29 protein-coding genes and 3 pseudogenes are annotated in these 26,168 nt (G+C 61.2%); 11 read left to right on the top strand and 21 right to left on the bottom strand.

Annotated features, from left to right (window positions below):
* Position 1: 1 nt before the first annotated feature.
* A complete protein-coding gene (locus BLS27_RS02745) occupies positions 2-454 on the top strand; it encodes a DUF1294 domain-containing protein (protein ID WP_090342971.1) in 453 nt (150 codons plus the stop codon).
* A gap of 35 nt (positions 455-489) precedes the next feature.
* On the opposite strand, the gene BLS27_RS02740 is transcribed toward BLS27_RS02745, so the two are convergent.
* Positions 490-852: an MmcQ/YjbR family DNA-binding protein gene (locus BLS27_RS02740; RefSeq protein WP_090342968.1), complete on the bottom strand. Its 363-nt coding sequence runs from the start codon at positions 850-852 to the stop codon at positions 490-492.
* Positions 845-1,747 (bottom strand): LysR substrate-binding domain-containing protein, encoded by a 903-nt coding sequence (locus BLS27_RS02735; protein ID WP_043211867.1) that lies wholly within the window; start codon positions 1,745-1,747, stop codon positions 845-847. The genes BLS27_RS02740 and BLS27_RS02735 overlap by 8 nt, the downstream gene beginning before the upstream one ends.
* 134 nt (positions 1,748-1,881) lie before the next feature.
* On the opposite strand from BLS27_RS02735, the gene BLS27_RS02730 reads away from it, so the two are divergent.
* Positions 1,882-2,493, top strand: a complete 612-nt coding sequence (locus tag BLS27_RS02730; protein ID WP_090342965.1) for an FMN-dependent NADH-azoreductase — start codon at positions 1,882-1,884, stop codon at positions 2,491-2,493.
* A gap of 131 nt (positions 2,494-2,624) precedes the next feature.
* Complete coding sequence (locus tag BLS27_RS02725; RefSeq protein WP_090343067.1) at positions 2,625-3,665, top strand: alpha/beta hydrolase family protein; 1,041 nt, start codon at positions 2,625-2,627, stop codon at positions 3,663-3,665.
* Here BLS27_RS02725 and BLS27_RS02720 read toward each other — a convergent pair.
* From BLS27_RS02720 to BLS27_RS02700, 6 genes and pseudogenes are all read right to left on the bottom strand, one after another.
* Positions 3,633-4,811 (bottom strand): MFS transporter, encoded by a 1,179-nt coding sequence (locus BLS27_RS02720; protein ID WP_043211872.1) that lies wholly within the window; start codon positions 4,809-4,811, stop codon positions 3,633-3,635. The genes BLS27_RS02725 and BLS27_RS02720 overlap by 33 nt on opposite strands.
* Positions 4,812-4,989: 178 nt before the next feature.
* Positions 4,990-6,576 (bottom strand): ABC-F family ATPase, encoded by a 1,587-nt coding sequence (locus tag BLS27_RS02715; protein ID WP_043211874.1) that lies wholly within the window; start codon positions 6,574-6,576, stop codon positions 4,990-4,992.
* A 20-nt stretch (positions 6,577-6,596) separates the two neighbouring features.
* Positions 6,597-6,801 (bottom strand): annotated as a pseudogene (locus BLS27_RS23945) (site-specific integrase); the annotation flags it as partial.
* Between the two features lie 267 nt (positions 6,802-7,068).
* A pseudogene (locus BLS27_RS24130) lies at positions 7,069-7,500 on the bottom strand (methyl-accepting chemotaxis protein); the annotation flags it as partial.
* Between the two features lie 117 nt (positions 7,501-7,617).
* Positions 7,618-8,319, bottom strand: a pseudogene (locus BLS27_RS24125) (PAS domain-containing protein); the annotation flags it as partial.
* Positions 8,320-8,579: 260 nt separating this feature from the next.
* The gene (locus tag BLS27_RS02700) at positions 8,580-9,350 is read right to left on the bottom strand and encodes an EAL domain-containing protein (protein WP_090342959.1); all 771 of its coding nucleotides are present in this window, start codon (positions 9,348-9,350) and stop codon (positions 8,580-8,582) included.
* A 910-nt stretch (positions 9,351-10,260) separates the two neighbouring features.
* Between BLS27_RS02700 and BLS27_RS02695 the strand changes: the two genes are divergently transcribed.
* Both BLS27_RS02695 and BLS27_RS02690 read left to right on the top strand, forming a co-directional pair.
* On the top strand, positions 10,261-10,518 hold the full coding sequence (locus BLS27_RS02695) for a hypothetical protein (protein ID WP_043211878.1): 258 nt from the start codon (positions 10,261-10,263) through the stop codon (positions 10,516-10,518).
* Positions 10,519-10,725: 207 nt separating this feature from the next.
* A complete protein-coding gene (locus tag BLS27_RS02690) occupies positions 10,726-11,097 on the top strand; it encodes a hypothetical protein (protein WP_090342957.1) in 372 nt (123 codons plus the stop codon).
* 296 nt (positions 11,098-11,393) lie between these two features.
* On the opposite strand, the gene BLS27_RS02685 is transcribed toward BLS27_RS02690, so the two are convergent.
* A complete protein-coding gene (locus BLS27_RS02685; protein WP_090342955.1) occupies positions 11,394-12,233 on the bottom strand; it encodes a lipopolysaccharide kinase InaA family protein in 840 nt (279 codons plus the stop codon).
* A gap of 183 nt (positions 12,234-12,416) precedes the next feature.
* Here BLS27_RS02685 and BLS27_RS02680 point away from each other — a divergent pair, with 183 nt between their 5' ends.
* The 3 genes from BLS27_RS02680 to BLS27_RS02670 all read left to right on the top strand — a co-directional run bounded on the left by BLS27_RS02680 (position 12,417) and on the right by BLS27_RS02670 (position 13,537).
* On the top strand, positions 12,417-12,713 hold the full coding sequence (locus tag BLS27_RS02680) for a hypothetical protein (RefSeq protein ID WP_090343064.1): 297 nt from the start codon (positions 12,417-12,419) through the stop codon (positions 12,711-12,713).
* Between the two features lie 152 nt (positions 12,714-12,865).
* Positions 12,866-13,081 (top strand): hypothetical protein, encoded by a 216-nt coding sequence (locus tag BLS27_RS02675; RefSeq protein ID WP_090342952.1) that lies wholly within the window; start codon positions 12,866-12,868, stop codon positions 13,079-13,081.
* A 129-nt stretch (positions 13,082-13,210) separates the two neighbouring features.
* A complete protein-coding gene (locus BLS27_RS02670) occupies positions 13,211-13,537 on the top strand; it encodes a hypothetical protein (RefSeq protein ID WP_244155187.1) in 327 nt (108 codons plus the stop codon).
* A gap of 63 nt (positions 13,538-13,600) precedes the next feature.
* On the opposite strand, the gene BLS27_RS02665 is transcribed toward BLS27_RS02670, so the two are convergent.
* Positions 13,601-13,915, bottom strand: coding sequence for a hypothetical protein (locus tag BLS27_RS02665; RefSeq protein WP_139205732.1), 315 nt, complete (start codon positions 13,913-13,915; stop codon positions 13,601-13,603).
* 288 nt (positions 13,916-14,203) lie between these two features.
* Between BLS27_RS02665 and BLS27_RS02660 the strand changes: the two genes are divergently transcribed.
* Entirely contained in the window at positions 14,204-14,704 is a 501-nt protein-coding gene (locus BLS27_RS02660; RefSeq protein WP_043211889.1) for a methylated-DNA--[protein]-cysteine S-methyltransferase, read from the top strand.
* Positions 14,705-14,710: 6 nt separating this feature from the next.
* Here BLS27_RS02660 and BLS27_RS02655 read toward each other — a convergent pair whose 3' ends face one another.
* The 3 genes from BLS27_RS02655 to BLS27_RS02645 all read right to left on the bottom strand — a co-directional run bounded on the left by BLS27_RS02655 (position 14,711) and on the right by BLS27_RS02645 (position 16,287).
* On the bottom strand, positions 14,711-14,953 hold the full coding sequence (locus BLS27_RS02655; RefSeq protein ID WP_080642107.1) for a hypothetical protein: 243 nt from the start codon (positions 14,951-14,953) through the stop codon (positions 14,711-14,713).
* Entirely contained in the window at positions 14,950-15,693 is a 744-nt protein-coding gene (locus BLS27_RS02650; RefSeq protein WP_090342946.1) for a carbon-nitrogen hydrolase family protein, read from the bottom strand. Before BLS27_RS02650 ends, BLS27_RS02655 begins: the two co-directional genes overlap by 4 nt.
* 81 nt (positions 15,694-15,774) lie before the next feature.
* Positions 15,775-16,287, bottom strand: coding sequence for a DUF3016 domain-containing protein (locus tag BLS27_RS02645; RefSeq protein WP_090342943.1), 513 nt, complete (start codon positions 16,285-16,287; stop codon positions 15,775-15,777).
* Between the two features lie 78 nt (positions 16,288-16,365).
* Here BLS27_RS02645 and BLS27_RS02640 point away from each other — a divergent pair, with 78 nt between their 5' ends.
* A complete protein-coding gene (locus tag BLS27_RS02640; RefSeq protein ID WP_043211895.1) occupies positions 16,366-17,061 on the top strand; it encodes a metallophosphoesterase in 696 nt (231 codons plus the stop codon).
* On the opposite strand, the gene BLS27_RS02635 is transcribed toward BLS27_RS02640, so the two are convergent.
* Positions 17,039-17,650 (bottom strand): LysE family translocator, encoded by a 612-nt coding sequence (locus BLS27_RS02635; protein ID WP_090342941.1) that lies wholly within the window; start codon positions 17,648-17,650, stop codon positions 17,039-17,041. The two genes, BLS27_RS02640 and BLS27_RS02635, sit on opposite strands and share 23 nt — an antisense overlap.
* 109 nt (positions 17,651-17,759) lie before the next feature.
* The gene (locus BLS27_RS02630; RefSeq protein ID WP_090342938.1) at positions 17,760-18,590 is read right to left on the bottom strand and encodes an AraC family transcriptional regulator; all 831 of its coding nucleotides are present in this window, start codon (positions 18,588-18,590) and stop codon (positions 17,760-17,762) included.
* A 135-nt stretch (positions 18,591-18,725) separates the two neighbouring features.
* Here BLS27_RS02630 and BLS27_RS02625 point away from each other — a divergent pair, with 135 nt between their 5' ends.
* Positions 18,726-19,349 carry a LysE family translocator gene (locus tag BLS27_RS02625; RefSeq protein WP_043211899.1) on the top strand — a complete coding sequence of 208 codons (624 nt, stop codon included), beginning with the start codon at positions 18,726-18,728 and terminating at the stop codon, positions 19,347-19,349.
* Positions 19,350-19,351: 2 nt separating this feature from the next.
* On the opposite strand, the gene BLS27_RS02620 is transcribed toward BLS27_RS02625, so the two are convergent.
* The 6 genes from BLS27_RS02620 to BLS27_RS02595 form a co-directional block, all read right to left on the bottom strand.
* Positions 19,352-19,627, bottom strand: coding sequence for a peptidylprolyl isomerase (locus tag BLS27_RS02620; protein WP_043211902.1), 276 nt, complete (start codon positions 19,625-19,627; stop codon positions 19,352-19,354).
* Between the two features lie 34 nt (positions 19,628-19,661).
* Positions 19,662-21,620: an acetoacetate--CoA ligase gene (locus tag BLS27_RS02615; RefSeq protein ID WP_090342936.1), complete on the bottom strand. Its 1,959-nt coding sequence runs from the start codon at positions 21,618-21,620 to the stop codon at positions 19,662-19,664.
* Between the two features lie 109 nt (positions 21,621-21,729).
* Positions 21,730-22,209 (bottom strand): serine protease inhibitor ecotin, encoded by a 480-nt coding sequence (gene eco / locus BLS27_RS02610; protein WP_043211906.1) that lies wholly within the window; start codon positions 22,207-22,209, stop codon positions 21,730-21,732.
* Positions 22,210-22,265: 56 nt separating this feature from the next.
* The gene (hbdH, locus tag BLS27_RS02605) at positions 22,266-23,036 is read right to left on the bottom strand and encodes a 3-hydroxybutyrate dehydrogenase (protein WP_090342933.1); all 771 of its coding nucleotides are present in this window, start codon (positions 23,034-23,036) and stop codon (positions 22,266-22,268) included.
* Positions 23,037-23,046: 10 nt separating this feature from the next.
* Positions 23,047-24,438, bottom strand: coding sequence for a GntP family permease (locus BLS27_RS02600; protein WP_090342930.1), 1,392 nt, complete (start codon positions 24,436-24,438; stop codon positions 23,047-23,049).
* Between the two features lie 277 nt (positions 24,439-24,715).
* On the bottom strand, positions 24,716-26,110 hold the full coding sequence (locus tag BLS27_RS02595) for a sigma-54 interaction domain-containing protein (RefSeq protein WP_043214532.1): 1,395 nt from the start codon (positions 26,108-26,110) through the stop codon (positions 24,716-24,718).
* Positions 26,111-26,168: the final 58 nt, after the last annotated feature.

Genomic DNA, 26,168 nt, shown 5'->3' with positions numbered 1-26,168 from the left:
GATGGCCCGTTCGCACACTGTACCTCGGCGTGGCGGCAGCCGCGCCCAGGAGGGCGTACGCAACGTGCACCTGAAGTTGCTGGCCCTGGCCGGGCTGTGCCTGCTGCCGGCAGTGGGTGCCGCGCAAATGGCCTTCAGCGGTCAGTCCTGGGCGCCATTGGTGGTGTATCCGCTGGCGAGTCTGGTCAGCCTGTTGCTCTACTGGCAGGACAAACAGCAAGCCCGCACCCAGGCCTGGCGGACGCCCGAGAAGGTCCTGCACGCCAGCGAGCTGTGCGGTGGTTGGCCCGGCGCGCTGGTGGCGCAGCAGTTGTTTCGACACAAGACGCGCAAGGTGTCCTACCAGGCGACGTTCTGGGTCATCGTGATGTTGCACCAGGCGTTCTGGGCCGACCATTTGCTGCTGGGCGGCCGCTGGCTGGGTGGTGCGCTCGGCGTCCTGACCGGTCATTGATGTCGAGGCGGCAATGACTGCCCCGACGTGTCTTTTCATCCTTGCAACAGCCCAACCTGCAGCCGTTTGGGCAGCCGCTTCACTACCAACTGGTGTGAGCGTTGCAGCAGGTCGCACAATTCCGCGCGCCCCATGGGGTAGGGTGGGGCCATGCTGATCCAGCGCGCCCTTGCAAGATAAGGCGCCGGACGGATGCCGGGGCGGTCGCAATAGCCCAGGAACAGCTCATCGGCCACTTTGAAAGACAACCCCGCGCCCGCGAGGTCGAGTACCGCGAACATCTTGTTGCCCGCGACCGAAAACACCCGTACGCCGCCCCATTTATAGTCCTCCCGGGCACCGGGCAGGTTCAGGCAGAACGCTGCCACCTGTTCTGGCGTCATCCGCCGCTCAGACATACCGCTCTCCACAGGCTTCGAACGAAGCCGCCAGATGATCGATCCATACTCGCACCGCCGGGAGCAGGCCCCGGCGATGAGGGTAGACCGCCTGCAGCCAACCGCCAGGCAGCGACCAATCCGGCAACAGGCGTACCAGTTCGCCGCGTTCGAGTTCCTCTTCGCAGAACATGCTCGGCAGGGCGGTAAACCCCAGGCCTGCACGCACGGCCGCCTTGCGCACCAAGAAATCGTCCACCGCCAGGCGCGGTTCCAGGGCGAGCTCCTGTTGCTGTCCGCCAGGGCCGATCAGGCGCAGATGCACCAACCGATCTGCCTCCGCCGCACCAAGCACAGGCAAACCGGCCAGTTCCGACGGCTCGCGCAAGTGGTCGGCAAAGCCCGGCGCGGCCACCAGGTGAGTTTGCGCCGGGCGCAGGCGGCGAGTGACCAAGGCCGGGTCCTCATCACCTAGGTCACGCACGCGCAGGGCCACGTCGACCCCTTCGGAAATCAGATCGACCCGCCGATTGAGCAGGACCAAATCCAATTGCACCAACGGATACTGCTCAAGAAACCGGCTGACCACATCCGGCAGGAACGCATGGGCCAGCGCCACCGGGCACGACACCCGCAGACGCCCGCGCGGTTCGCTGCTCATGCTCGCCACCGCTTCGTCCGCGGCCTCGGCCTCCAGCAGCATGGCCTGGCAATGCTGCAGGTAGCGCTCGCCCACGGCGGTGAGCTTCAGTTGTCGGGTGGTGCGCTGCAGAAGGCGCGTGCCCAAGCGTTCTTCCAGCTCGGCGATGCGCCGCGACAGACGCGACTTGGGAATGCCCAACTGGCGGCCCGCCGCGGCGAAACCGCCTGCTTCGACCACGCGGGCGAAATAGAAGAGGTCATTGAGGTCTTGCATGGTTAACGTCTCATTGTTCCATCTGTAGGACAAACTAACGCATTTTTGCCCGCTTATCGGTCATTCGATGGTTCTATAGGATTCTCTCCATCGCGATCGCCCCTTGATGCGGTCTTCACTCACAGGAGAGTCCCATGAAACTGTTGCATATCGATTCGAGCATCCTGGGCGACAATTCCGCCTCCCGCCAACTGAGCCGTGAAGTCGTCCAAGTCTGGAAAGCTGCAGATCCGAGCATCGAGGTGGTGTACCGCGACCTGGCCGCCGATGCGATCAGCCACTTCTCCGCCGCGACCCTGGTTGCTGCTGGCACCCCGGATGAAATGCGCGACGCCGCTCAAGCCCACGAAGCCAAGCTCAGCGCCGAGACCCTGGAAGAGTTCCTGGCTGCCGATGCAGTGGTGATCGGCGCGCCGATGTACAACTTCTCCGTGCCGACTCAGCTCAAGGCCTGGATCGACCGCGTCGCCGTCGCCGGCAAGACTTTCCGCTACACCGAAGCCGGCCCTGAAGGTCTGTGCGGCGACAAGAAAGTGATTCTGGTGTCCACCGCCGGTGGTCTGCACCACGGCCAGCCGACTGGCGTCGGGCATGAGGACTTCCTCAAGGTGTTCCTTGGCTTCATCGGGATCACCGACCTCGAGATCGTCCGCGCCCACGGCCTGGCCTACGGCCCGGAACACCGCAGCAAGGCCATCGACGCCGCTCAGGCCCAGATCGCCAACGAGCTGTTCGCAGCTGCCTGATCGGTGCCTGAAAAAAACCGGCTGACGCCCTGGGCGCCAGCCGGTTTTTTTTCATTCAGGTTTCATCTGCCTGCCGTTTGGCTGGCTTTATGCTGGCGCTGTCCTTCGGCCTTGTGCGGAGCTCCCCGCCCATGAAGCGAACCTATGCCCTGTTGGCCTTGGTGTTGCTCGGCAGCTTGATGGCCCGCGCCGAGGCAGCATCTTGGGTCAGTGGCCTGCACCGGATGCAACTGGCCGATCCGCTGGATGCTCGACCCATGCAGGCGCTGGCGTTCTACCCGGCCAATGGCCCGACACGCGCCTTGCGCCTGGAAGGCTACCCACTGACCGTGGCAGAGGAGGCTCCAGTCGCCATGGGGCAGTTCCCTTTGCTGGTGTTGTCCCACGGCAATACCGGCAGCCCCCTGGCACTGCACGACCTGGCCACCGCCCTGGCGCGCCGGGGTTTTATCGTCGTGGCCGTGATCCATCCCGGCGACAACAACCGTGACCACAGCCGCCTGGGTACCCTGAGCAACCTCTACGGACGCCCCTTGCAACTGAGCGCGGCGATCAGCGCAGCCCGTGGCGACGCCCTGCTTGGCCCTTACCTGAACGAGGGCAAGGTTGGGGTGATCGGTTACTCGGCAGGAGGGGAAACCGCGTTGATCCTTTCTGGAGCACAACCGGACCTGGACCGTCTGCACCGGTATTGCCTGGAGCGCCCCAGCGATGCCGATGCCTGCAAGACCCATGGGGTGCTGATCGCCGACCGCGCCGAGCTCACGCCACAGGCCGACGCCCGTGTGGGGGCCGTGATGTTGATGGCGCCCCTGAGCCTGATGTTCGGCCGTCATGCCTTGGCCGGAGTGAGGGTCCCCGCATTGATCTACAGCGGCGACCGCGACCAGTTGCTGGCCCTGGACCGCAACGCCGAAGCCTTGGCGCGCAAACTGCCGGTAACGCCTGACTATCGCCTGCTGGCCGGTGCCGGCCATTTCGTGTTCATGGCGCCCTGCGACGAGGAGCAACATGCCCGTATGCCTGCGCTGTGCAAGGACGCTGATGGCGTCGACCGTCGCCATATTCACCATTCGTTGCAGCGTGAGGCCGCGCTGTTTTTCAGCCAAGCCCTAGGGGTGCCGCAGCCGGCCGAGCGCTCAGCCGCGATGGGCGCGGCGGGCGAGCAGTAGCACAAGACCCACCCCTGACAGTGCCAGCAAGGCGGCCACGCAGAAGATCGACGCATAGCCCTGGTGCGCAGCCACCGTACCCATCACTGGCCCAGCGATGGCCAAGGCCAAGTCGAAGAACACCGCATAGGCACCCAGGCCCGCGCCACGACTGCTGCTCGGTACCTGCTGGATCGCCTCAACCCCGAGCGCCGGGTACACCAGAGACAACCCGAACCCCGTCAGGCCCGCGCCGACCAGGGCCCAGGCAGGCGAGGGCGCCAGCCAGAGCAGGGTCAGCCCCAGCACTTCGGTGGCCATGCATGCGATCGCCACGTTGTAGCCGCCAAAGCGGTTGACCGCATTGACGAACAACAGCCGGGACACGATGAAGCACAGACCGAAGGCGCTCAGGCACCAGGCCGCGCCGATCCAGCCGCGCTCCAGGTAAAAGAGGGTGATGAAGGTGGTGAGGGTGCCGTAGCCGATCGAGGCCAGGGTCAGCCCCAGGCCAAAAGGCGCTACCCGCCCGAAGGCGGACCAGAACGGCAGGCGTTCACCCCGCACCACCACGGCATCCGGGCGTGTGCGCAACGCCATTAGGGCAAGCAGTGCCAGCACCAGCAATGCAGGGCCTAGTACGCTGAAATCGATCCCGTCCACCAGCAGCACGCCGGCCGGCGCGCCAATGGCGATGGCGCCGTAGGAGGCGATGCCGTTCCAGGAAATCACCTTTGCGGTGTGCTCGCTACCGACTTGACCGATACCCCAGCTCAAGGTGGCGACCCCGATTAACCCTTGGGCGATGCCCAGCAGCACTCGGCCGGCGAGTAGCAGGAGCAGGCTCAGCCAAGGCAGGGCGAGGGTCCAGGCCGAAAACAAGGTCAGCACGCCGCAGCCGGCGATGCCGTAAAGCCCATAGCGAATCGCTCGCTTGCCACCCAGGCCATCGGCCACCCGTCCGGCGAATGGCCGACTCAGGAGCGTGGACAGGTACTGAAGGCCAATGGTCAGGCCGGCGATTACTGCGCCAAAGCCTAACTGATCATGGACATAGCTGGGCAGCACCGCGATCGGCAGACCGATGCACAGAAAGGCGATGAAGGTATAGAAGACGATCGAGAGGATCTGCAGGGTGACGCTGGAGGCAGGTTGTTGCGCGGTCATGGGCACGTTCGCGGGCAGGCGGTGGGGCGTCGCCCATCATGGCGTCTGCGCGGGATAAAAGAAAGCAGGCTAACGAGTTGTTCGTTAGCCGCAGGTACCGTGCCGTCCTTTAGAACGGCGCGGTACCTGAAGGAGCTGCTTTAGCCGCGAATCGGATCAAGCGCTCAGGCCGAGGCTGTCAGACCACAACACCCTGGCTACGCAGGTAGTCGTCGTAAGTGCCGCTGAAGTCCACCACGCCATCCGGGGTCAGCTCGATGATGCGCGTGGCCAGCGACGACACGAACTCGCGGTCATGGCTGACGAACACCAGCGTTCCCGGGTAGTTCTCCAGCGCCAGGTTCAGCGCCTCGATCGACTCCATGTCCAAGTGGTTGGTCGGTTCGTCCATCACCAGCACGTTGGGCTTTTGCAGGATCAACTTGCCGAACAGCATGCGGCCTTGCTCACCACCGGAAATCACCTTCACCGACTTGAGGATCTCGTCGTTGGAGAACAGCATGCGGCCCAGGGTACCGCGGATCAGCTGCTCGCCTTGAGTCCACTGGCCCATCCAGTCGAACAGGCTCAGGTCGTCCTCGAAGTCGTGGGCGTGGTCCTGGGCGTAATAGCCCACCTCGGCGCTGTCGGTCCATTTCACGGAGCCGGTATCCGGTGCCATCTCGCCGACCAAGGTACGCAGCAGGGTGGTCTTGCCGATACCGTTGGGGCCGATGATCGCTACGCGCTCGCCAGCCTCGACCACGAAACTGAAGTCCTTGAACAGGGTCTTGCCCTCGAAGCCCTTGGATACCTTCTCCACGGTCACCGCCTGGCGGTGCAGCTTCTTGGTCTGTTCGAAGCGGATGAACGGGCTGACCCGGCTCGACGGCTTGACCTCGGCCAGCTGGATCTTGTCGATCTGCTTGGCACGGGAGGTCGCTTGCTTGGCCTTGGAGGCGTTGGCCGAGAAGCGGCTGACGAAGGTCTGCAGTTCGGCGATCTGCGCTTTCTTCTTGGCGTTGTCGGCCAGCAACTGCTCGCGCGCCTGGGTGGCGGCGGTCATGTACTCGTCGTAGTTGCCTGGGAACAGGCGCAGCTCACCGTAGTCCAGGTCAGCCATGTGGGTGCAGACGCTGTTGAGGAAGTGGCGGTCGTGGGAAATGATGACCATGGTGCTGTTACGCGCGGTCAGAATGTTTTCCAGCCAGCGGATGGTGTTGATGTCCAGGTGGTTGGTCGGTTCGTCCAGCAACAGCACGTCCGGATCGGAGAACAGCGCCTGGGCCAACAGCACGCGCAGCTTCCAGCCGGGTGCCACTTCACTCATCGGCCCGAAGTGCTGCTCCAACGGAATGCCCAGGCCCAGCAGCAGTTCGCCGGCGCGCGACTCGGCGGTGTAGCCGTCCATCTCGGCGAATTCGGTTTCCAGTTCAGCGACGGCCATGCCGTCTTCTTCGGTCATTTCTGGCAGGGAATAGATGCGGTCACGCTCGGCCTTGACCTTCCAGAGCTGCTCGTGGCCCATGATCACGGTGTCGATCACGCTGAAGGCCTCGTAGGCGAACTGGTCCTGGCGCAGTTTACCCAGGCGGGTGTTCTGCTCGAGCATCACCTGGCCAGCGGACGGCTCCAGGTCACCGCCAAGGATCTTCATGAAGGTCGATTTGCCGCAGCCGTTGGCGCCGATCAGGCCGTAGCGGTTGCCGTTGTTGAATTTGACCGAGACGTTTTCGAAGAGCGGCTTGGCGCCGAATTGCATGGTGATATTAGCGGTGGAGATCAAGGAGCTTACCTATCAATAACTTACGTGGCTTCTTCGCAGCTGCGGACGCGTTTCGGACCAATCGAGAGCTTTTCGAGCTCCTGCCAGGCGTTGGCCGAATTAATCCAGCGTGCATGTCGATGAGCGCATCTGCACGCTTTGCCCGAGCTGTTGGGCGATAAATGTGGGGTTCAGACCAGACATTGCGCCTATTGTCGCATAGGTGTGACGGCAGTTATACGGGGCCGTCCCCTTTACTGCGTCTGAACGACAGCCTGTCTACCAAACATCCGCCTCCTCGGTCCTCGCCGCCGCTGCTCTCCCCGTGATCGCGCGATGTGGCCAAGCCGCGGATGAACAGCCCATGAATCCACGCCAGTCGGGCGCACATACTCCGCTCAGCAAGCACTTCATGACACGCTTGGCGGGCGGGTGAGTGACGATCATTGGCAATTGCTTTAATTGATGCAGATATTAGACGCCGAGGTCCGCGCCATAGATCGCAATACATTTTCAGGTTTTATTCATGGTTTCGCTAAACTGCTTAACTGTTTCCACGACTTGACGTGCACCGCTTTGGATTCTCTCAATTATTTCTCCCGCTTCACCGACCAAACCTACGCCGACATCAACCTTGTGCTGACTGGTTTGCATACCTTTCACGGCTTCTTGCGATAACTCATGATTGCGCTTTACTACGTCCCTGATTTCTACGGTGGCCTGGGCGGTGCGCACTGCTAGATGACGAACCTCGTCCGCTACGACAGCAAACCCTCTACCTTGCTCTCCGGCTCTCGCTGCTTCGATGGCTGCATTTAATGCCAGAAGATTTGTTTGATCAGCGATTTCACGTATGGTCTGGATAATGCCAGTAATCATGTCGGACTGCTTGCTCACCGCTGCTATATTGTCTGCTGCTTTCGTGATTTCATCAGCGATACCGCGTACCACGGCAACGGTTTCATTGATGACCAATGCACCATGCTGTGCACTGTGGTCGGTTTTTAAAGATATTTCGTAGGCAAGTTTGGCTGCGTCGGATTCGATGGTTTGTTGTTCAACCTGTGCGGTAATGTCGCGAGCAAATTTCACGATCTTGTAAAGTTTGTTGCTGGCATCAAATACAGGGTTGTAAGTGGCGCTCAGCCATACCGTATTACCGGATCGGTTGACGCGTTGGAAGCGACCCGAGAAAAACTCGCCTTTGTTCAGGTTTCTCCAGAATTCTTTGTACTCGGGCGACGCGACCTCTTGCTGAGGGCAAAACAGTCGATGATGCTGGCCTAGAACCTCATGCAGGCTATAGCCTAGTGTGCGTAGAAAGTTCTCATTGGCGTCCAATACATATCCTTCCGGGGTGAACGAAACCATTGCCATCGATCGGCTTATGGCTTCGATTGTGCTTCGCTGTTCCTGTTCGTTTTTCACTTGATCTGTGACGAGGGTGGCACATTTTAAAATGCTTATAATGCGTCCGTTGCTGTCTCTGATTGGGTTGTAGCTTGCCTCCAGCCATACCGCTTCCCCTAGCTTGTTTTTTCTGACGACGCGGTCGCGGATCGACGCTCCTTCGGCAAGCCTTCTCCAGAAGTCTCTGTATTCAGAGCTTGTGGTGTGACGTTCTAGACAGAATATACTGTGATGTTTTCCGATGACCTCTTCGAGGTGATAGCCCAGCGCGTCTAAAAAATTTTGATTGGCGGTGGTTACGAGTCCCGCTGGCGTAAATTCAATGATTGCAGTGGATCGGTTCACTGCTGACATTCTCGCGTCTTGTGCGTAGAGCGTTGACAAGGCTTCTTCGAGTTCGCGTTTTAAACGTTTGTTGAACATGGCGCACCGTTATGTGGATGGCTAAATCAGGCCGTTGGGTGGTCGAACGTAAAGCGGTGTTCTCAAATGCGCTCAATCGTAGAGTTGCGCTTATGGCGTTTCTTTTCATTACGAATAAGGAGTGGCAGTTCAATTAGCCTGATGTCAGTTCGAGTGCTGCATTGAAGCCTATAGTGCCGTCCATATTCGACCTAAGGCCATGCTATCGGAGGGAGCGTTTCGAGCTCCGGCTTCGCAAACAGGTAGCCTTGAAATAGGTGTATTCCGGCTTCCTGTAGAGTTTGCAGTTCTTCAATGTGCTCGATCCCTTCGGCTATCACCTGTATGTTTAGGTCCTTGCACAGCGTTACTATGCTCCTGGTTATCGCTTGCTTGGCTCGGTTTCTGTGAATGTTTCTAATCAATTCCATGTCGATTTTGATGATGTCTGGTTGGAAGTCGGCGAGTAGGTTCAAGCCCGAATATCCAGCGCCGAAATCATCAATTGCAGTTTTGAAGCCTTGTTTTTTGTAAGATTCCATGATTTTTTTAATGTGGGCTTTATCGGTTATGTTTTCGTTCTCTGTGACTTCAAATATTATTTTTTCGATGGGAAAGTTGTACTTTTCCGCGGCTATCAGTGTTGTGCGTATGCAGGCCTCTGCCTGATAAACTGCATTGGGCAGAAAATTTATGCTCAAGTGTTCGGATATGCGTGTTTTGGCCGCGAGCTCGACAGCTTTAACCCGACACGCCTGATCAAATTTGTATCTGTTTGAGTCATTTATCTGCTGCATGACGGCGTTTGCACCCGCCCCATTCTCGCCCCGCACCAATGATTCATAAGCAAAAACGCTGTTGTTACTCGTATCGACAATGGGTTGGAACGCCATCGTGAAGTCGAAACCGATGGGTGATTTATCCCGGCAGCTGCGGCAACCATGGGGCCTTTGAGGTTCGATAGATATGAGTTGTATAGACATCTTTGGAGCCTCACAGGTAGGGGAACGGGGTGGTAGGGCTCCATGCCGGCATCTTGGAGAGCTCAAAAGCGCTTCTCAGTGTCGGCAGTATTGCGCCAATACCTATACAAAAGGAAGTCAAGTGTATAGATATTTTCACATTTAATGGGGGTGAATTTGACAAATCAGGCAGTGAAAATGCCGGTCATGGCTTTTTTTGTTGTACTTCAGTCGGTTGTTGTACAAATCGGCCCGACTGATGCCTGGTGACCTAAGGCGCTTCGCATAACCGCTGGCGAGTTCGCAGCAAAGCGCCGTCGTTCATCAGACAAGGCGATTCCTCTCTCAAGCATCACTGCCTTGGTCTTGCCAGCCACGTGGGTTTTCTTCCACCAGCTTGGTCGAGTTCTCGCGTTATGGGCGGTAATGGGGCGTCCGATCCATTGCCATGAGCATCCTCCTTCAATCCACTGGGCGGCATGTGGACATGCAGTTGGTGGCGCCGCTGCTGCGCCAGTTTGTTCAGAGGTCTCATGATGGGCCTCCCTCTATAGGCGTTTTATTGGTGAGCCAGAGGGCTTGATCACCAGTAAACGCCTAATTGCATGACGTTTGCCCCGAGGCTGACCAGTGGACGTGGCCCTGATGGGCGGAGCCGGTCACGCCGTCGACCGTTGCGCTTTCCTAGCGATCTCTGATTTCGAAACCGTGCTGCTTGGCAACAGCATTCTTCAATCACCTCAGCGCGACCATGCACCGCTTTTGCTGAGCTCATGCGGCAGGGCGCTCTGACAACCTGCCCGCCCATCCAGCATGGATGGAAAGCCAGTAGCGACCTCCGCCGGGCCGTAGTACGGTCCGCCTTCAACAAACCACCCGGTTCGTTGCGTTCACGCCCATGGACCGGGGCGCTCATGACCTGGAGGGTCGAATGGAAGTCGCTCGAAAGATCAATCAAACAGAATTGGATGCTGCCCTGGTAGCGTTTGCCCGATACAAGATTGGAGAAATAAAGATCTTCGATCTAGAGCAGGCGATGAGCTTCGAAGCGGGGCAAGCGCTTTCCAAGAGCGGGCTGGTCCGGTTCTCCATTACCAAGATGGTGTCCGGTCGTTATCGCATCAGCGATGAAGGGGAGCATGCGATTACAGAGGCTGGCCGGGAGCGGCTGCAGGCGATCCGAGGGTAACGCGGTCGTCGGGCGGTCGCCGGGCAACCCAATACGGTGTACCGCCAGATGCGACACGTTGGCCCCACGACAATATTAGGTGCCTGCACAGTCATCCGTGGGACCGAACGTGGTTGAAGCCACTCGTCTAACGCGGGGCACTCTATGCGCACCGATCATTCTCAGTTTTAGGCACAGGCTTCCTGTGCCACCAACGGGAGAATGATCATGGCAATCGAAAGCAACGATCCAGACGTGACACGTCCACCTGTTCCCAACAGCGTTCCCGACTCGAGAGAAGGCCATGGATCGGGTTTGGAGAAGGCCAAATCTGAGCCCAAGCAAGGGGTGGGCGAAGCATGGTCGGATAACCGGCCTGAAGATTGGAATCCTCCCCCTGGCGACCCTGGGGCTGGCCAAGGTGTTGGGGCTTCGCAGGATGACGACACGGCGAAAGTCGACGAAAAGCAGGGCGGCCCCGCGCCGCGTAGCAGCGATTCAGTACCGCTGGCGGCGGATGACGATGCTCCGGTAGAGCAGGAGATGAAGGATGTGGACGCTAACAATGCGGTGTCCAGTGAGCATCCGAAGCCAGCCTAAGCGGTTCCTGATTTTTCGAGCGAGTGTCCGGCGGACCTGGAATGCGAATTGCTCCTTCTCGAACACACCTTGCCGTGGGGGCTGCGCGATGCTTCGGGAGGAGATCTATTTCACTGTCGTGGTGGTCTCGATCGTACTGGCCATCGACCTGATGGCTCTGTACGTCTATTTCAAGCGCAGACCGTAGGGGCTGTTCGTTCAATGAACCTGGGTATCCCATTACCCAGGTCCGGGGAAAGATCCAAACCATCGGCCGTCAAAAGGTGGAGCGGTCATCACACAGGCCTGGCAGCAACTTACCGCGTCACTCTACCTTTGGTGAAAATCGCCCGACGTTCGAGTCGATCAATCACCTGATGCTTGGCAACTTCATAGGTCTGGTCAAATGCCTTGCGGTCCACGTGTGGAAAGTACTTCGCAAGGCAGTGCGCTACGAGGTCGTCAAAAGCCGATTCTGTGATGTAGCGGTAGATATGGCGCAGATACAGGAAGCCAAACTGAAAGCCCAGGGTTTCACTGAAGTATGCAGTCGGTGTGAAGAAGCCGTTTTCCAGATCGATCGCCTGGGCAGGTCCAGAGCCGTGCAAGGGCAGCATGACGTTAGCCGCCCATAGGTCCATGTGGGAGATGCCGTGGTTGTGTAGTTCATGCAACAGCTCGGCGGTGGCCTCGATGACGGTGCGAACGGCTTGTGGGTTGGCCCGGATGAGCGCCATGCCATCGATATGGTCGGCCAGGGATCGGCTGATGATGAAAAAGTCCTTCATCAGGCCGAGCTTGCAACGACTGTAGCCGTAGCCAACCAGAGGCGGAACCCGGGCGCCGCGACGGGTTGCCTCGCGGGTGTTGATCAGCTCTTCCATGGGCCAGTCGTACATGCCATTGCGCTTGGCCGTGAAACGTTGCATGCGCCACTTTTTCTTGAACGAATCAAGCGGCTCGCGCTTGAAGAACAACGCGCTATCGGTGCACTCGAGCGGGGCGCTCATCCGTTTGGCGCCAGAGGGTTGCTCAATCAGGCGTATCAGCGCTTGTCGAGTGGGTGACGGGACGGGTGAGCGAAAATACAGCGTCGTGCGCTGATGTTTCACGCTGTGGCAGAACTCGTTGAAACAAAACTGAGCATTGCGTAACACGCTTCTTCCTTGATGGTGTAAATAGGCTATCAATTTTCGATTTTCACATTTCTTTCACATTTTTCCTATCCCTGGAACACTTTGGTTTTACCTGTCTAGCCACAACCCAGCCAGGCCATGGATAATCCGGCCGTTCAACGACAAGGTGTTGTATCCGTGGAAACGAAAAGCTTGATGGCCGAAGTGTTCTTCAGCCTGCCCACGCATATCTGGGTTCTGCCAGTGGCGGCTGTTATCGCCTATTTCGGATTGAAAATGGCCGAGGCTTCCAGCAAGCGAACGAATGCGCTTCGGCTCGCCACCTATGCAGCCCTGGTGCTGCTGGCAGTGGTCCCCAACGGCATTCATGCCGTCGCTGCTCCTCCTTTGCAAACCACTGGCGGAGCATTGCTACCTAACTATGCAGGGCTGTTCTATCTCGATGCCTTTTTCGTGTTCGCCGGCTGGGCCATCAGTGGCGTGATTCGCACCCGGACGTGAGCCGTGACAAGTGCGATACTGGCTTTTTGACGGGAGGCTCACAACACGGCGCGAACCTTTTCGAGCCGTTGGAGGTCCAGACCCAGGAAGCCGTCAAATCCATTACATAAGGCTTCGTATTGCCCTGTCGTGCACCGCTGGAAGACAAAGCCATGCCTGAAAGAGAAAAGCGCTACCGTGCCTACCACCTTTTGAGAGAACTCGATTCCTTGACCTCCTCGACCATGAACCAGATCGCCTACGGTCGTGTGGGCGGCGCCGAGTGGAAAGGGATGTGCCAGGCGCACCGCAAAGCCTTCGAGGATTGGATGACGTTCGCCGAATCGTTGCTCGAACCGGGCAGCGACACAACCCCGGACTCTTCCTGACCTTCACGGCAGGTGCAGCACCGGTTGTCCGATTCTCCCCCTTGACCAGTCGTACGTGGTTGCGTGCTGGCAACCATCCGCTATGGTGCCACTACCAACACATATAAGACTAAAGTCGTAGGAGGCGGCATGAAAATTCGCGGTGACGTGTTCTGGTCCTGGGCAGACCCCACTCTTCATCATCGAACGCATGACGAAACGCTCGACAGCGGCTCGTGTATTGACGTGCAGGTTCGATTGTCACGAACCGGTGCGACGCAGATGTTCATCGGCCTTTACGCACCGTCCGGCATGGCCTTGCATGAGGAGGCGTTCGACTCGCGTCCAGGCGAATCGATGACCCGGGCGCTGGCCTGGGGTGTCGGACGCGCCAGGAGGGTGGCAAGCGACCCGGCATTGCAGTCCGGTGGGCGCGCCAGCAAGCCTGCAGTCGTAGCAGTCTGCGGGGGGCGTTGAGTGGTCCACGCGCATGGGGAGCGTCACCGTCTTTGGGCAGACGGTGACGTCCCGTCACGCAGGTCAGTACAACAGCACATTCACCGTGGCGATCACGGTGACCAGAAACAGCACGCCCGCCGCTATTTGTAGCAGCGTCCCGACCACGCGACCGAGCCAGGCCCTGAGGGTGCCTTCAATGGCCGGAGCAGGCGGCACGTGCGCTTCACCGCTTGGCAGGGTACTTAGACGCTCGGTGCGTCCGGTAAGCCTGCTGCCGATCTTGCTCATCAGCAACGCCAGGATGAACGCGACCACGCAACCGATCAGGCCATGGCTTTGGATGGTCTGGTAGAGGCTTAGCAGCAGAAACCAGCATTGACGCAGAAACTCAGCCATGGCGGCCACGTTTGTCGGCATACGGTGGGTTTCGGTTTGCCTTGGGTCAGGGCGCCTTTCTGCCGATGACCCTGCAACAACAAACGCGATGTTTAACCCAGAATAGCTATTACTTTGGTATGTGCTAGTTTTCAGACAGTGGCCAATCGGGGACTGTAATTGACTGATGTCGTTACAGATATCCAATTAACCAGTTCAGCGGTAATTCCCAGGGCAAGAAAGCGGATGCACCAAGCAACCTCGAAGGGTAGAGTGCCTTGCACCAGTTTTTTCAAGCGAGCAGCTCCGATGTCCTGCGCCTTTACCTTCATTCAGTCTCCCGTTGGGACCCTCACGCTGGTTGCCCGAGGCGATTGCCTGGCTGCGGTGTTGTGGGAGCAGGAGCGGGAAAACCGTGTGCGTCTGGGCGCACTGCACCGGGACGATGGACATCCGACGCTACGGGAGACAGCTCGGCAGTTAGGCGAGTACTTTGCCGGCAGCCGCCAGGGTTTCGAGCTGCCGCTTGATTTTGTCGGCACGGACTTCCAGCGCCAGGTCTGGGCCGCGCTGCTGACCATCCCCTTCGGGCAGACCCGCAGCTACAGCGATATTGCCCGGCAGATCGGCAACCCAAGCGCCGTGCGGGCAGTGGGAGCGGCCAACGGACGCAACCCGATTTCGATCATCGCTCCGTGCCACCGGGTGATCGGCGCATCTGGTGGTCTGACCGGCTTCGCCGGTGGGCTGCAGGCCAAACAGTACCTGTTGGCCCTTGAAGGACGAGAGAGCCTCGCGTTAGATCTTTGAGCCCGTTCAACTCATCCAGAGCACGATCAGGCAACCAATCACCGCCGCCGCCGTCCCGACCACCAGGCTGTACTGCCGATGAGCACGCCGCGCGTAGGGTTGTGTTTCTCGCAGGAACTCGCCAGGTGTAGGAGCGTCCGGTCGGTGGCGTAGTCCTTCGGCCATCTCGGCCACTCGGCCATGAATCAACAGACCGACCAGGTAATGAGTGCAGGCATAGCAGGCCAGCGCCGTGGCTAAGTACTTCATGGCGCCAGCGCGCCCAAGGTTATGGCTTGGGCAGTCATCGACGTGGTGTCCAGCAGCACCAGCCCCTGGGCGTGTTCATCCAATGCTGCCAAGAGATTCCCTTGGGGGTCCCAGGCGGCGGAATGGCCGGCGCCGACGAAGGTATCGGCCGGCCCTACACAGTTGGCGAGCAACACCGGCATGCCCAGACGCCGGGCAACGTCCGGGTAATGCCGAAAGCCTTCGTCTATGCCCTTGGTTGTCTTGGCCACGCTGACCATATAGATGTCTGCCCCTGCCGAACGAGCCTGCTCGGCATGCTCGATGAACATCGATTCGTAGCAGATGGCCGGTGCGATGCGCTGGTTGCCCACGGTGAACACCAACGGATACTCGCCAGCGATGAAGAATGGCAGCTCATCATCGTGCAGGCGCTGTTTGGCATAGAAGTGGGGCGGGGCGCCAGGGCGCAGGATGGGCATGCCAATGCAAATCCCGGTGGGGGCCAGCAACGGTAGACCGACGGCCACCGCGATGCCATGGCGGTCACAGAGCGCTTGCAGCGGATCGAGCAGGGAAGTGTCCGATGGTTGCGCCAATTGTTGGGCCAGGGTGGGTTCATAGCCGCTCAAGGACAGCTCGGGGAATACCACCAGCTCCGCCCCGCGTGCGACTGCCTGTTCGACGCAGTAGCGGTGACGCTCCAGATTGCCCGGCAGGTCGCCCTTGCCGGAGGCCAGTTGCACAGCACACAGTTTCATGGCGATTCCATCCATGGAGAAAGCGGGAAGGCTGAGAATACTATCGGCCAGCCCGCCCAGGCCACCCCGCGCTGAAGTGATTCAGGAGGCCGGGTGCGGGGCGAAGCGCTGACGGAACCAGTCGGTGAGCATGGCTTTTTCCGCATACAGGCGATCGCTGCTGCTGGCCTGGCGGCCGGGGCGGCTGAGGTACATCTTGTCGCTGACGCGCTCCTGGGCGTGTTTTTCCGGTTGCCCGGGCTGGACGAGGGTGTAGCTCAGGTCGATGCTGGGCCAGGTGATCTCGCGCATGAAGCGCACATCGTAGGCCCGGCTGTGCCACGGCTCGAAGCGCCCGGCCAGGTCGATGTCGCGCACATCGATGCGCAGTTGCTGCCCAGGTTGCAGATAGCGCTGGCCGAGCTTGTGCAGATGCTCGCTGAGGGTCTTGATGACGTACGCATCAGCGCCCCGTTCGTAGCCATGGCTATCGAGGCTGGCATCGCGGAACTGCTCGGGATGATCGAAATGCACGTCCACCTGCGCGGTTGGTGCGCCTTGTGCCATGCTGTTGGAGGCCAGCAGCATCAAGACATAGGAGAGGGTGGTACGCATGATGCACCTCCACGGGCACGGACGGATCGCCCCTCCATTTTACGCCTGCCGCTGGGACAGCAGCAGAGGGTGGAAGCAATGAGCCGTTTTCGGCGGGTGAGTGCCAATAACCGTGGCCGCGATCTGGCCGTGGGCGACATCCATGGTCATTTCGAGCGGTTGCAGCGATGCCTGGACGAGGTGGGATTCGATCCTGAGGTGGATCGGCTGTTCAGCGTGGGCGATCTGGTGGACCGGGGGCCGGCCAGCGAGCAGGCGCTGGACTGGTTGGCGCAACCCTGGTTCCACGCGGTACAGGGCAACCATGAGGCGCTCGCCATCGCCCACCTGCGCGGTGGCAGAGTCGATCTGGAGATGTACCGCTCTGCAGGCGGGGGCTGGTTTCTCGACCTTCCTCGTGCCGAACAACAACGCTACGTCGAAGGCTTCGCGCAGATGCCATTGGCGATCGAGGTGCAGACGTCGCTTGGGCTGATCGGCCTCTTGCATGCCGATAGCCCATTTCCCGAATGGTCGACGCTCAAGGCTTTTCTAGAGGCTATGGACGATCCTGAAGTCCGAGAAGTCTGCCAATGGTCGCGTCGACGCCTGCGTGAGGGCGACACCGAGCCGGTCGGTGGCTTGCGCGCCTTGCTGGTCGGCCATACCCCAGTGCTGCGGGTCAAGCAGTTGGGCAACGTCTGGCACCTGGACACCGGCGGCTGGGCCAGCGGCTTTTTCAGTGTGGTGGACCTCAGGACGCTGAGCGTGATCAACCCCAGGCCAGGCGCATGAGCACCGCGCTGGCCAGCAGAATCAACAGCACACCGGAAGCACGCTCCAGCCACGGCAAGACTTGGGCGAAGCGCCGCAGCACCCGGCGATTGCCGATGGCCACCGCCACCAGCAGGTCCCAGCCCAGCACGATTGTGAACATCCACACACCATAGACGAGCTTCCAGCCCGCGCTGCTGGCTGCGAGCATGCTTGCCAGGCTTGCATAGAACAGAGCGTTCTTCGGGTTGAGGATGCCCGAGGTGAAGCCCATTCCCAGGTTCTGTACCCAGCCGTGACCAATACCGACCTCGGCCGATTGCAGGTCGCTGCGCCCGGCATGGCGTAGGAACAGCCCGCCGATAAACAGCAAGTAGGCACAGCCGGCCAGTTGCAACGCGATGAACGGCGCGCTGCCCTCCTGCAGAATGGAGACGCCGGTAAAGGCTATGGCGATGAATACGCCGTTGGCCAGGGCGATCCCCAGGCAAGCACCGCTCGCGGTGCGCCAGCCGGCGGTGGCCGAGGCGCGAGCGACGAGGAAGAAATCGGGACCAGGGGAGAGCAGGGCCAGGAAATGGGCTGCGGCGACGACGAGAAATTGCTCCATGGGTAGGCTTCTGTGGCAAGGAAAGCCGCAGTCTGTCGTCCCAAGCCTTGGGCGGTATTGAAGATAATTGCACGGCGTGTGCTCCAGCGCGCGGAGCGGGTGGGTAGGTTTACCCGCGTGCCCCGACGCCATGTCGATACTGCCCGGGGGTCATGCCCGCGTGCGCCTTGAACACCCGCTGGAAGTGGCTCTGGTCGGCAAAGCCCAGGCGATAAGCCACCTGCGCAAGGTCCTGGCCTTGGCCGAGCAACCCCCGCGCCCGGTTGACCCGCTCATTAAGCAGGTAGGCGTGTGGTGTGAGCCCCGTCGCGGCGCGGAACGCCCGGATCAACTGGTATCGCCCCAACCCGGCGTGCCCGGCCAGATGCTCCAGGCTGATTTCGGCCAGCTCGCACGTCTGCAGCATGGCAATCAGCTCGCGCAGGGCTGGGGCGCTCAAGGCAGGGGGCGGGGCAGCATCCAGCGTCGCATGCGCTGCAAAGTCGTGGTCACCGATGAAGGCCACCAACGCGGCTTCCTTCTGCGAGGGTGCCGCGTCGGAAAACAACAATGCATTGAGCTGGCAGAACTGCCGATACACTTCAGCCGAACGCGTGATTCGCGCAGGCGCTCCAGGCTCGGCAGCGCTAACGCCTGACTCCAGTCGCAGGCGTCCCAGCCACTGCGCATCCACATGCACCATCTGATAGCTCCAGGCCTGGCCTGACTCGGGGTTGCAGGCATGCACCCGCTGCGCCGGGACCAGTACCAAGGTGCCGGGCGTCAGGCGCGCCTGGCCGTCGCCCGCGCCGGTGAACCAGCTGAGGCCGGCATCTACCGCACCGATGGAGAACGTCGGATGGCTATGGGCCTTGTAGCAGGCGCGGCTATGGCAGGCGCGCCGGCTTTCCACGAAGGGCAGGGCCGGGTCGCGCCAGATTTCGCTGTTCCATAGGGTCATGCAGGGCCTGCTTCGCCGAGTGCCGGAGCACGCAGTCTAAACTGCTGGCCACTGTTCCGGCCATTCACTGCGCCACTGTACTTGACGCAATGCACACCCGGCGCGAGGCTGCCGAGGTCCCGAAGGAGAAGAAAAATGGACCTGTCGAGCTTGCTGCTGTTCATCCCCGCCTGTTTCGCCCTGAACATGGCGCCTGGCCCCAACAACCTGTTGTCGCTGCACAACGCCAGCCGCTATGGCCTGCGCACCGCCTGCATGGCCGGCATCGGCCGGTTGCTCGCCTTCAGCGGCATGATCGCCCTGGCTGCCATGGGCTTGGCGGTGGTGTTGCACACCAGCGAATACCTGTTCCTGATCATCAAGGTGCTGGGCGCAGCGTACCTGTTCTACATCGCCTGGCAGCTGTGGCGGGCGCCGGTGGGTGAGGCGGTCGTGGCGAGTGACCATCCACGGGGTACCTGGCGCCTGGCCCGTCAGGAGTTCTGGGTGGCAGCGGGCAACCCGAAAGCCATCCTGATCTTCACCGCATTCCTGCCGCAGTTCGTCTCGGTGGGCAGTGCCATGCCGGTCGCCGAGCAATTCCTCTGGCTGGGCGTTATGTTCCTGCTGCTGGAATGGGCGGCCATCGCGATCTATGCGGGCCTTGGGGCGTACATGCAGCGCTGGTTCGAGCGCCCAGGGCCGCGCCGGGTGTTCAACCGGGTCAGTGCGTCGTTGTTGGGGTGTGCGGGGTTGGGGCTTTTGGCGGCGCGGCGCTGAGGTCAATCGCGATAGAACGTCTGCACCAGGTGATACCCAAACTTGGTCTTGATCGGCCCATGCACCACGCGCAGGGCCTTCTTGAAGATCACCTGGTCGATGGCGCCTACCAACTGGCCTGGGCGGACTTCGCCCAGGTCGCCCCCGCGTTTGCCCGAGGGGCAGGTGGAGAATTTCTTGGCCAGCACATCGAAGGCTTCGCCCTTGGCGATCCGTTGCTTGAGCTGTTCGGCTTCGGCAGCGGTCTTGACCAGGATGTGGCGGGCTTGGGCTTTCATGGGACACCTGTGCTTCGGGCAAAAAAGGGCGCCATTATGCCTGATCGCGCAGCTCTGCGCGGTCTCGGAATTGCGCCAGGGCTTCGGGGTTGGCCAGGGCGTCGGTGTTCTTCACCGGCAGGCCATGGACCACGTTGCGGATCGCCAGCTCCACCAGCTTGCCGCTGATGGTGCGCGGGATGTCGGTGACCTGAACGATCACGGCCGGAACATGACGGGGCGTGGTGTATTGACGGATCACCTGGCGAATGTGCTGGCGTAGGGCATCGTCCAGTTGCAGCCCCTCGCGCAGGCGCACGAACAGGACTACGCGCACGTCGTTGTGCCAGTCCTGGCCGATGGCGACGCTTTCGACCACTTCCTCGACCTTTTCCACCTGGCGGTAGATTTCCGCCGTGCCGATGCGCACACCGCCGGGGTTGAGCACCGCGTCCGAACGGCCATGGATGATCATGCCGCCCTCAGCGTTCTGCTCGGCGTAATCGCCCTGGGCCCAGACGCCGGGGTACTGACTAAAGTAGGCATCGTGGTAGCGGCTGCCGTCGTTGTCACCCCAGAAGCCCACTGGCATGGACGGGAAGTTGCGGGTGCAGACCAGCTCGCCTTTCTCGCCGATCACGGGCTGGCCGTGCTCGTTCCACACCTCCACAGCCATGCCCAGGCCTTTGCACTGGATCTCGCCACGGCGTACCGGCAGCACGGGGTTGCCGAGCACGAAGCACGAGACGATGTCGGTGCCGCCAGACATCGAAGCCAGGCACAGGTCGGGTTTGATCTTGCGGTAAACGTAGTCGTAGCTGTGGGGCGAGAGCGGTGAGCCGGTGGACATGATCAGGCGCAGGCTGTTCAGGCGATGGCTTTTGGCAGGCTCGAGGCCTTCCTGCTCCAGGGCGGCCAGGTATTTGGCGCTGGTGCCGAAAGCGTGGATGCGTTCGGCGTCGATCAGGTCGAGCAGACGCTGTGGGCCTGGGTGGAAGGGCGAGCCATCGTACAGCACCAGGGTGGCGCCGACCGCCAGGCCGCTGGCTAGCCAGTTCCACATCATCCACCCGCAAGTGGTGTAGTAGAACAAGACGTCGTCGGCCTTGATGTCGTTGTGCAGGCCGTGCTCCTTCAGGTGTTGCAGCAGTACGCCGCCGGCGCGGTGGACGATGCACTTGGGCACGCCGGTGGTGCCGCTGGAGTAGAGGATGTACAGCGGGTGGTCGAACGGCAGGGCGGTAAAGCGCGGTTCACCACCGGGTTGGTAGAAGTCGCCCCACAGGCTGACGCGCGGGGCAGTGAATTCTTCGCAGTGGGTGTGTGAGCGGGTGTAGGGCACTACCAACAAGTGTTCGAGCTGGGGCAGTTGGGCGGTGACCTGGTTGATCTTTTCGACTTGGTCGATGGTCTTGCCGGCGTACTGGTAGCCGGCGCAGGCGATCAGAAGCTTTGGGGCGATCTGACCGAAGCGGTCGATGATGCCGTGAAGGCCGAACTCCGGTGACGAACTGGACCAGATCGCGCCGAGGCTGGTGCAGGCGAGCATGGCGACCAAGGTTTCCCAGGTGTTGGGCATCACCGAAGCGATTCGGTCGCCGGCCTGGATGCCCAGGGCCTGCAGGGCTTTCTGCATGCCGGCCACATGGGCCGCCAATTGTGCGTGGCTCAGCACCTGGCGCTGGCCGTCCTCGCGTACGGCGACCACGGCGGGGCGGTCATCGCGCCGCATCAGCAGGTGTTCGGCGTAGTTCAAGGTGGCACCGGGGAACCAGTGCGCATCCGGCATCTGTGGACCTTCGCTGAGGGCCTGGGCGGGCGGGGTGTGCCACTGGACGTGGAAATAGTCGGAAAGGGTCTGCCAGAAAGCCGGGCGTTGCTCGATGCTCCAGCGGTGCAGCGCGGCGTAGTCATTGAGCTGGAGGTTGTAGCGCAGGTTAACTTGGCGGCGGAAGACGTCCATCCGGCTGGCCTGGATCTGCGCCGTGGAGGGGCGCCAGAGCACATCGTTCATGCCGAAACCTCCCACTTTCGATGGAATCCAGAGCCTGTAGGAGCGGGCGAATCCGCTCCTGCAGGGGCTGCGCCTAAAGTGCCGATGCGCAGCCAAATGGCTTTGGCTTTTACTCCACTTTAGCCTTTTGTACGTCCGGCGATGCCGACCAGATGCGATAACGCACTTCGATGTCCTTGGGCACGTACAGCACGACCGGCAGCTTGCTGTTGTAACGCAGCATGAAGCCTTCACCGACCACCGGCACGAAGGCCTCGGTCTTCTTGCCGTCCGGGCAGGCCATCAGTGTGCTGGCGGGGCCACCGACTTTTTCCAGGCGGTAGTAGCTGTAGCCCCAGCCTTCGAGGTTGTGTTCCTCGAGGCTGCCGGCCAGACGCTGGCGGTTGCAATCGACGGTGAGGGTCTTGCCGGCGAGGATTTCCAGTTGGTAGGCCGACTCGTCGGTTTGGGCCGGCAGGTGGATGACCTGCCGGGTGAAGCCTTTTTCCGCCTCAGGGTAGGGCGCGACGTCTTTGAGCCCGGCGGCCATCACAGGCGCGGCGGCGGCCAAGGTCAGGGAAAGAATCGCGGTCAGTGGGAATGGGCGCATAGGGCCTCCTTGCAATTGAAAACGAATGCAAGACCGCGCCAGATCCCGGCTGCCCCTCACTGGGCCAGCCAACCGCCATCGACGTTCCAGGCGGCGCCACGGACCTGGCTACCGGCCTCGCTGCACAGGAACAATACCAGCTCTCCCAAGTGCTGGGGCGTTACAAAGGCCACGGAAGGCTGCTTTTCGGCCAAAAGATCGTGCTGCGCTTGCTGAGGGTCGACACCGGCTGCGGCGCGGTCGTCGATCTGTTTCTGCACCAGAGGGGTCAGTACCCAGCCGGGGCAGATGGCGTTGCACGTGACGTTGCTGGTGGCCGTTTCCAGGCCTACGACTTTGGTCAGGCCAACCACTGCGTGCTTGGCAGCCACGTAGGCGGCCTTGCCGGTGGACCCCACCAGGCCGTGCACCGAGGCGATGTTGACGATCCGCCCCCAGCCACGTGCCCGCATGCCCGGCAAGGCAAGCCGGATGCCGTGGAAGACAGCCGAAAGGTTCAGCGCGATGATCTTGTCCCAGGTCTGCACAGGGAACTGCTCCACCGGCGCCACGTGCTGGATGCCCGCGTTGTTGACCAGGATGTCCACGCCGCCGAACTCGCGCTCGGCCAGGGCGAACAGCGCCTCGATCTGGGCCACGTCAGACAGGTCCGCGGGGTGGTGGATCACCTTGACCCCGTGGCGGGCGATTTCGGCGAGTGCCGGGGCCGGGTCGCCGAAGCCATTGAGCAGGATATTCGCCCCTGCGCCGGCCAGCACCTGGGCGATACCCAGGCCAATGCCGCTGGTGGAGCCGGTGACCAGTGCTGTCTTGCCTTTGAGCGTCATGCAGATCTCCTTAGACGATGCCGGTGGCGTAGAAGGTGGCGATGACCACGAAAACCGCCAGGGTCTTGATCAGGGTAATACCGAAAATGTCCTTGTAGGCCTCGCGGTGGGTCAGCCCGGTGACCGCCAGCAAGGTGATCACCGCGCCGTTGTGCGGCAAGGTATCCATGCCGCCGCTGGCCATGGCGGCCACACGGTGCAGGACCTCCAGCGGGATGTTCGCGGCGTGGGCTGCGGCGATGAAACTTTCGCTCATGGCCGCCAGGGCGATGCTCATGCCTCCGGAGGCGGAGCCGGTGATGCCGGCGAGCAAGGTGACGGTCACAGCCTCATTGACCAGGGGATTTGGGATGGCGCGCAGGGCATCGGCCAATACCAGAAAGCCCGGTAGCGAGGCGATCACCGCGCCGAAGCCATACTCCGAGGCGGTATTCATGGCCGCCAACAGCGCACCGCTGACGGCGCTCTTGGTGCCCTCGGCCAAGCGTTGGCGGATGGCGCCGAAGGCGCATATCAGCACCATCAGGATGCCCACCAGCAAGGCCGCCTGCACTGCCCAGATCGCGGTGAGCTTGGCCACATCGCTTTGCACCGGCGCACTCATGCCTGGCAGCTGCAACGTATGCGTGGCGCCATACCAGTGAGGAATCCAGTGGGTGAACACTAGGTTCATCACGCCCACCATCACCAAAGGCGACAACGCCAGCCAAGGGTTGGGCAGGGCCAGGTCGTCGGCGGTTTCCGGTTCGTTGCGCAGGTCATTGCCATAGCCTTCGCCGGCGCGCTGTGCCTTGTTGCGCTGGCGGCGCAGGTAAAGCATGCCGACGCTGAACACGAACAGTGTGCCGATCAGCCCCAGCCAGGGCGCGGCCCAGGCCGTGGTGTTGAAAAAGGTGCTGGGGATGATGTTCTGGATCTGCGGGGTGCCGGGCAGGGCGTCCATGGTGAAAGAGAACGCGCCCAAGGCGATGGTCGCCGGGATCAGGCGTTTGGGAATGTTGCTCTGGCGGAACATCTCGGCCGCGAACGGGTACACCGCGAACACCACCACGAACAACGATACGCCGCCGTAGGTGAGCAGCGCGCACACCAGAACGATCACCAGCATGGCCTGGCGTGTGCCCAGCAAGCCAATGGCGGCGGCGACGATCGAGCGCGAGAAGCCGGAGAGTTCGATCAGCTTGCCGAACACAGCACCGAGCAAGAACACCGGGAAGTACAACTTGATGAAGCCGACCATTTTTTCCATGAACACGCCCGTGAAGGTCGGGGCCACAGCCGCAGGGTCGGTGAGCAGGACAGCGCCGAGGGCGGCAATGGGGGCGAAGAGAATGACGCTGTAGCCGCGATAGGCAGCCAACATCAACAGGGCCAGGGCAGCGAGGGCGATGAGCACAGTCATCGAGGGTGTCTCCAAGTCGTTGTTTTTATGGTTGACCGAGGAGATAGCGGGATTCGTGCCAGATTTGTAACGTATTGATTTGTAAGGGTTTTATCGAATTATTGCCTGCAGTTGTCTCACAATCGAGACGGTTGGAGCTGCTGCACAGCCTGTCGCAGGCGTTGCCAACGCCCACAACAGGTGGCGCTTCGTCTCTCTCTGCAGGCGCTGGCGAGGCCTGCAATGGACCGCAAAAACGGTCTTACAACAATGTCTCTAGCTAGAGACCTAGGTCTCTTTACAGAGACTGAACCCCCAAGGCGATCATCTTCTTGTACAGCGTAGACCGCCCCAACCCCAGCGCCTTCGCGGCCTGCGGTACATTCCCGGCGCAACTGGCCAGGGCATCGGCGATCAATTTGCGCTCGAATGCCTCGCACGCCTCCCGATACCCCTGAGGTACTGCACCCGCCGGCGCGACGGGGCTCAACGGCCCCAGCGCCGAGCGCACATCGTCCACCCCCAGGCGCGGCTGATCCGCCAGCAGCGTCGCACGCTCCAGCACATTGCGCAGTTCACGGATATTGCCAGGCCAGGCGTGGCGTGCCAGCAATGCCTGGGCGTCGGGCTCGAGCTCGTACTGAGTGCCAAGCTCGGCCAGGATTGCCTCGCAAAGCGCCGGCAGATCGCCCAGGCGTTCGCGCAGGGGCGGTACCTCGATGGGCAGCACGTTGAGCCGGTAGTACAGGTCGGCGCGAAACGCGCCGCTGGCCATGGCCGCCTGCAGATCGATGGAGGTGGCGGCAATGATGCGTACGTCGCTGCGCAGCATCTGGTTTGAGCCGACCGGTTCGTATTCCTTCTCCTGCAATACCCGCAGCAGCTTGCTTTGCAGGGCCAATGGCATATCGCCGATCTCGTCGAGAAACAGCGTACCGCCCTCGGCCAATTGCAGCTTGCCGCTGCGCCCCTTGCGGTCGGCCCCGGTGAAGGCGCCAGGAGCGGTGCCGAAGAATTCGGCCTCCAGCAGCGTTTCGGGAATGGCCGCGCTGTTGACGCTGACGAACGCCTTGTGCGCCCGGGCCGAGGCAGCATGGATGGCATGGGCCAGCAGCTCCTTGCCGGTGCCGGTTTCGCCCAGTAGCAATACCGGGGAATCGCTGCCTGCACCACGGCGCGCCCTGCGCTTGGCCTCCAGGCTCGCGGCGCTGGTGCCGACGAACTGGGCGAAGCTGTACTTGGCCTGGCGTGCGCGCAGTTGCGAGCGGGTCGAGGCCAGTTCCTGCTGCATGCTCGCGTAGCGCTTGAGCAGCGGGGAGAGGCTGCGCAGTTCATCGAACAGGGCAAAGCCGATGGCGCCGATCAGCTCGTCGCGATCGTCATGGATGGGCAGGCGCATCACCACCAGCGGCTCGTTGGGTGTGTCGAGCATGTCCAGCAGGATCGGCCGGCCATTGCTTACCACATCGCGCATCAGGCTGCCCGGGATCACCGCCTCGCAGGGCTGGCCAATGGCGCTGGCCGCATCGGGCAGGCCGAAACGCCGGGCGTAGCGCTCATTCATCCAGACGATCCGTGCCTGGCGATCGACGATCACCGTGCCTTCGCTGGACTGCTCGATGATCTCGAACAGCGAGCGGATCGCCAGTTGCCGAACCTGGGGATAGTCCTTGAGGCTGTCGCTTTCTTGCATGGGCTGGGCCTTTGAAATGCAGTGGCGGTGATTATGACGACTGTCGGCCAGACTGGCG

The organism is Pseudomonas guariconensis (genome assembly GCF_900102675.1).
In the GTDB taxonomy this organism is placed as follows: Bacteria; Pseudomonadota; Gammaproteobacteria; order Pseudomonadales; family Pseudomonadaceae; genus Aquipseudomonas; species Aquipseudomonas guariconensis.
This window is presented reverse-complemented; position numbering and strand designations above follow the sequence as displayed.

Excerpts from the sequence above, each read along its gene's own strand:
- BLS27_RS02745 (WP_090342971.1), top strand. The coding sequence starts at position 2 with ATGGCCCGTTCGCACACTGTACCTCGGCGTGGCGGCAGCCGCGCCCAG.
- BLS27_RS02740 (WP_090342968.1), bottom strand. The coding sequence starts at position 852 with ATGTCTGAGCGGCGGATGACGCCAGAACAGGTGGCAGCGTTCTGCCTG.
- BLS27_RS02735 (WP_043211867.1), bottom strand. The coding sequence starts at position 1,747 with ATGCAAGACCTCAATGACCTCTTCTATTTCGCCCGCGTGGTCGAAGCA.
- BLS27_RS02730 (WP_090342965.1), top strand. The coding sequence starts at position 1,882 with ATGAAACTGTTGCATATCGATTCGAGCATCCTGGGCGACAATTCCGCC.
- BLS27_RS02725 (WP_090343067.1), top strand. The coding sequence starts at position 2,625 with ATGAAGCGAACCTATGCCCTGTTGGCCTTGGTGTTGCTCGGCAGCTTG.
- BLS27_RS02720 (WP_043211872.1), bottom strand. The coding sequence starts at position 4,811 with ATGACCGCGCAACAACCTGCCTCCAGCGTCACCCTGCAGATCCTCTCG.
- BLS27_RS02700 (WP_090342959.1), bottom strand. The coding sequence starts at position 9,350 with ATGTCTATACAACTCATATCTATCGAACCTCAAAGGCCCCATGGTTGC.
- BLS27_RS02695 (WP_043211878.1), top strand. The coding sequence starts at position 10,261 with ATGGAAGTCGCTCGAAAGATCAATCAAACAGAATTGGATGCTGCCCTG.
- BLS27_RS02690 (WP_090342957.1), top strand. The coding sequence starts at position 10,726 with ATGGCAATCGAAAGCAACGATCCAGACGTGACACGTCCACCTGTTCCC.
- BLS27_RS02675 (WP_090342952.1), top strand. The coding sequence starts at position 12,866 with ATGCCTGAAAGAGAAAAGCGCTACCGTGCCTACCACCTTTTGAGAGAA.
- BLS27_RS02670 (WP_244155187.1), top strand. The coding sequence starts at position 13,211 with ATGAAAATTCGCGGTGACGTGTTCTGGTCCTGGGCAGACCCCACTCTT.
- BLS27_RS02665 (WP_139205732.1), bottom strand. The coding sequence starts at position 13,915 with ATGGCTGAGTTTCTGCGTCAATGCTGGTTTCTGCTGCTAAGCCTCTAC.
- BLS27_RS02660 (WP_043211889.1), top strand. The coding sequence starts at position 14,204 with ATGTCCTGCGCCTTTACCTTCATTCAGTCTCCCGTTGGGACCCTCACG.
- BLS27_RS02655 (WP_080642107.1), bottom strand. The coding sequence starts at position 14,953 with ATGAAGTACTTAGCCACGGCGCTGGCCTGCTATGCCTGCACTCATTAC.
- BLS27_RS02650 (WP_090342946.1), bottom strand. The coding sequence starts at position 15,693 with ATGAAACTGTGTGCTGTGCAACTGGCCTCCGGCAAGGGCGACCTGCCG.
- BLS27_RS02645 (WP_090342943.1), bottom strand. The coding sequence starts at position 16,287 with ATGCGTACCACCCTCTCCTATGTCTTGATGCTGCTGGCCTCCAACAGC.
- BLS27_RS02640 (WP_043211895.1), top strand. The coding sequence starts at position 16,366 with ATGAGCCGTTTTCGGCGGGTGAGTGCCAATAACCGTGGCCGCGATCTG.
- BLS27_RS02635 (WP_090342941.1), bottom strand. The coding sequence starts at position 17,650 with ATGGAGCAATTTCTCGTCGTCGCCGCAGCCCATTTCCTGGCCCTGCTC.
- BLS27_RS02630 (WP_090342938.1), bottom strand. The coding sequence starts at position 18,590 with ATGACCCTATGGAACAGCGAAATCTGGCGCGACCCGGCCCTGCCCTTC.
- BLS27_RS02625 (WP_043211899.1), top strand. The coding sequence starts at position 18,726 with ATGGACCTGTCGAGCTTGCTGCTGTTCATCCCCGCCTGTTTCGCCCTG.
- BLS27_RS02620 (WP_043211902.1), bottom strand. The coding sequence starts at position 19,627 with ATGAAAGCCCAAGCCCGCCACATCCTGGTCAAGACCGCTGCCGAAGCC.
- BLS27_RS02615 (WP_090342936.1), bottom strand. The coding sequence starts at position 21,620 with ATGAACGATGTGCTCTGGCGCCCCTCCACGGCGCAGATCCAGGCCAGC.
- eco (WP_043211906.1), bottom strand. The coding sequence starts at position 22,209 with ATGCGCCCATTCCCACTGACCGCGATTCTTTCCCTGACCTTGGCCGCC.
- hbdH (WP_090342933.1), bottom strand. The coding sequence starts at position 23,036 with ATGACGCTCAAAGGCAAGACAGCACTGGTCACCGGCTCCACCAGCGGC.
- BLS27_RS02600 (WP_090342930.1), bottom strand. The coding sequence starts at position 24,438 with ATGACTGTGCTCATCGCCCTCGCTGCCCTGGCCCTGTTGATGTTGGCT.
- BLS27_RS02595 (WP_043214532.1), bottom strand. The coding sequence starts at position 26,110 with ATGCAAGAAAGCGACAGCCTCAAGGACTATCCCCAGGTTCGGCAACTG.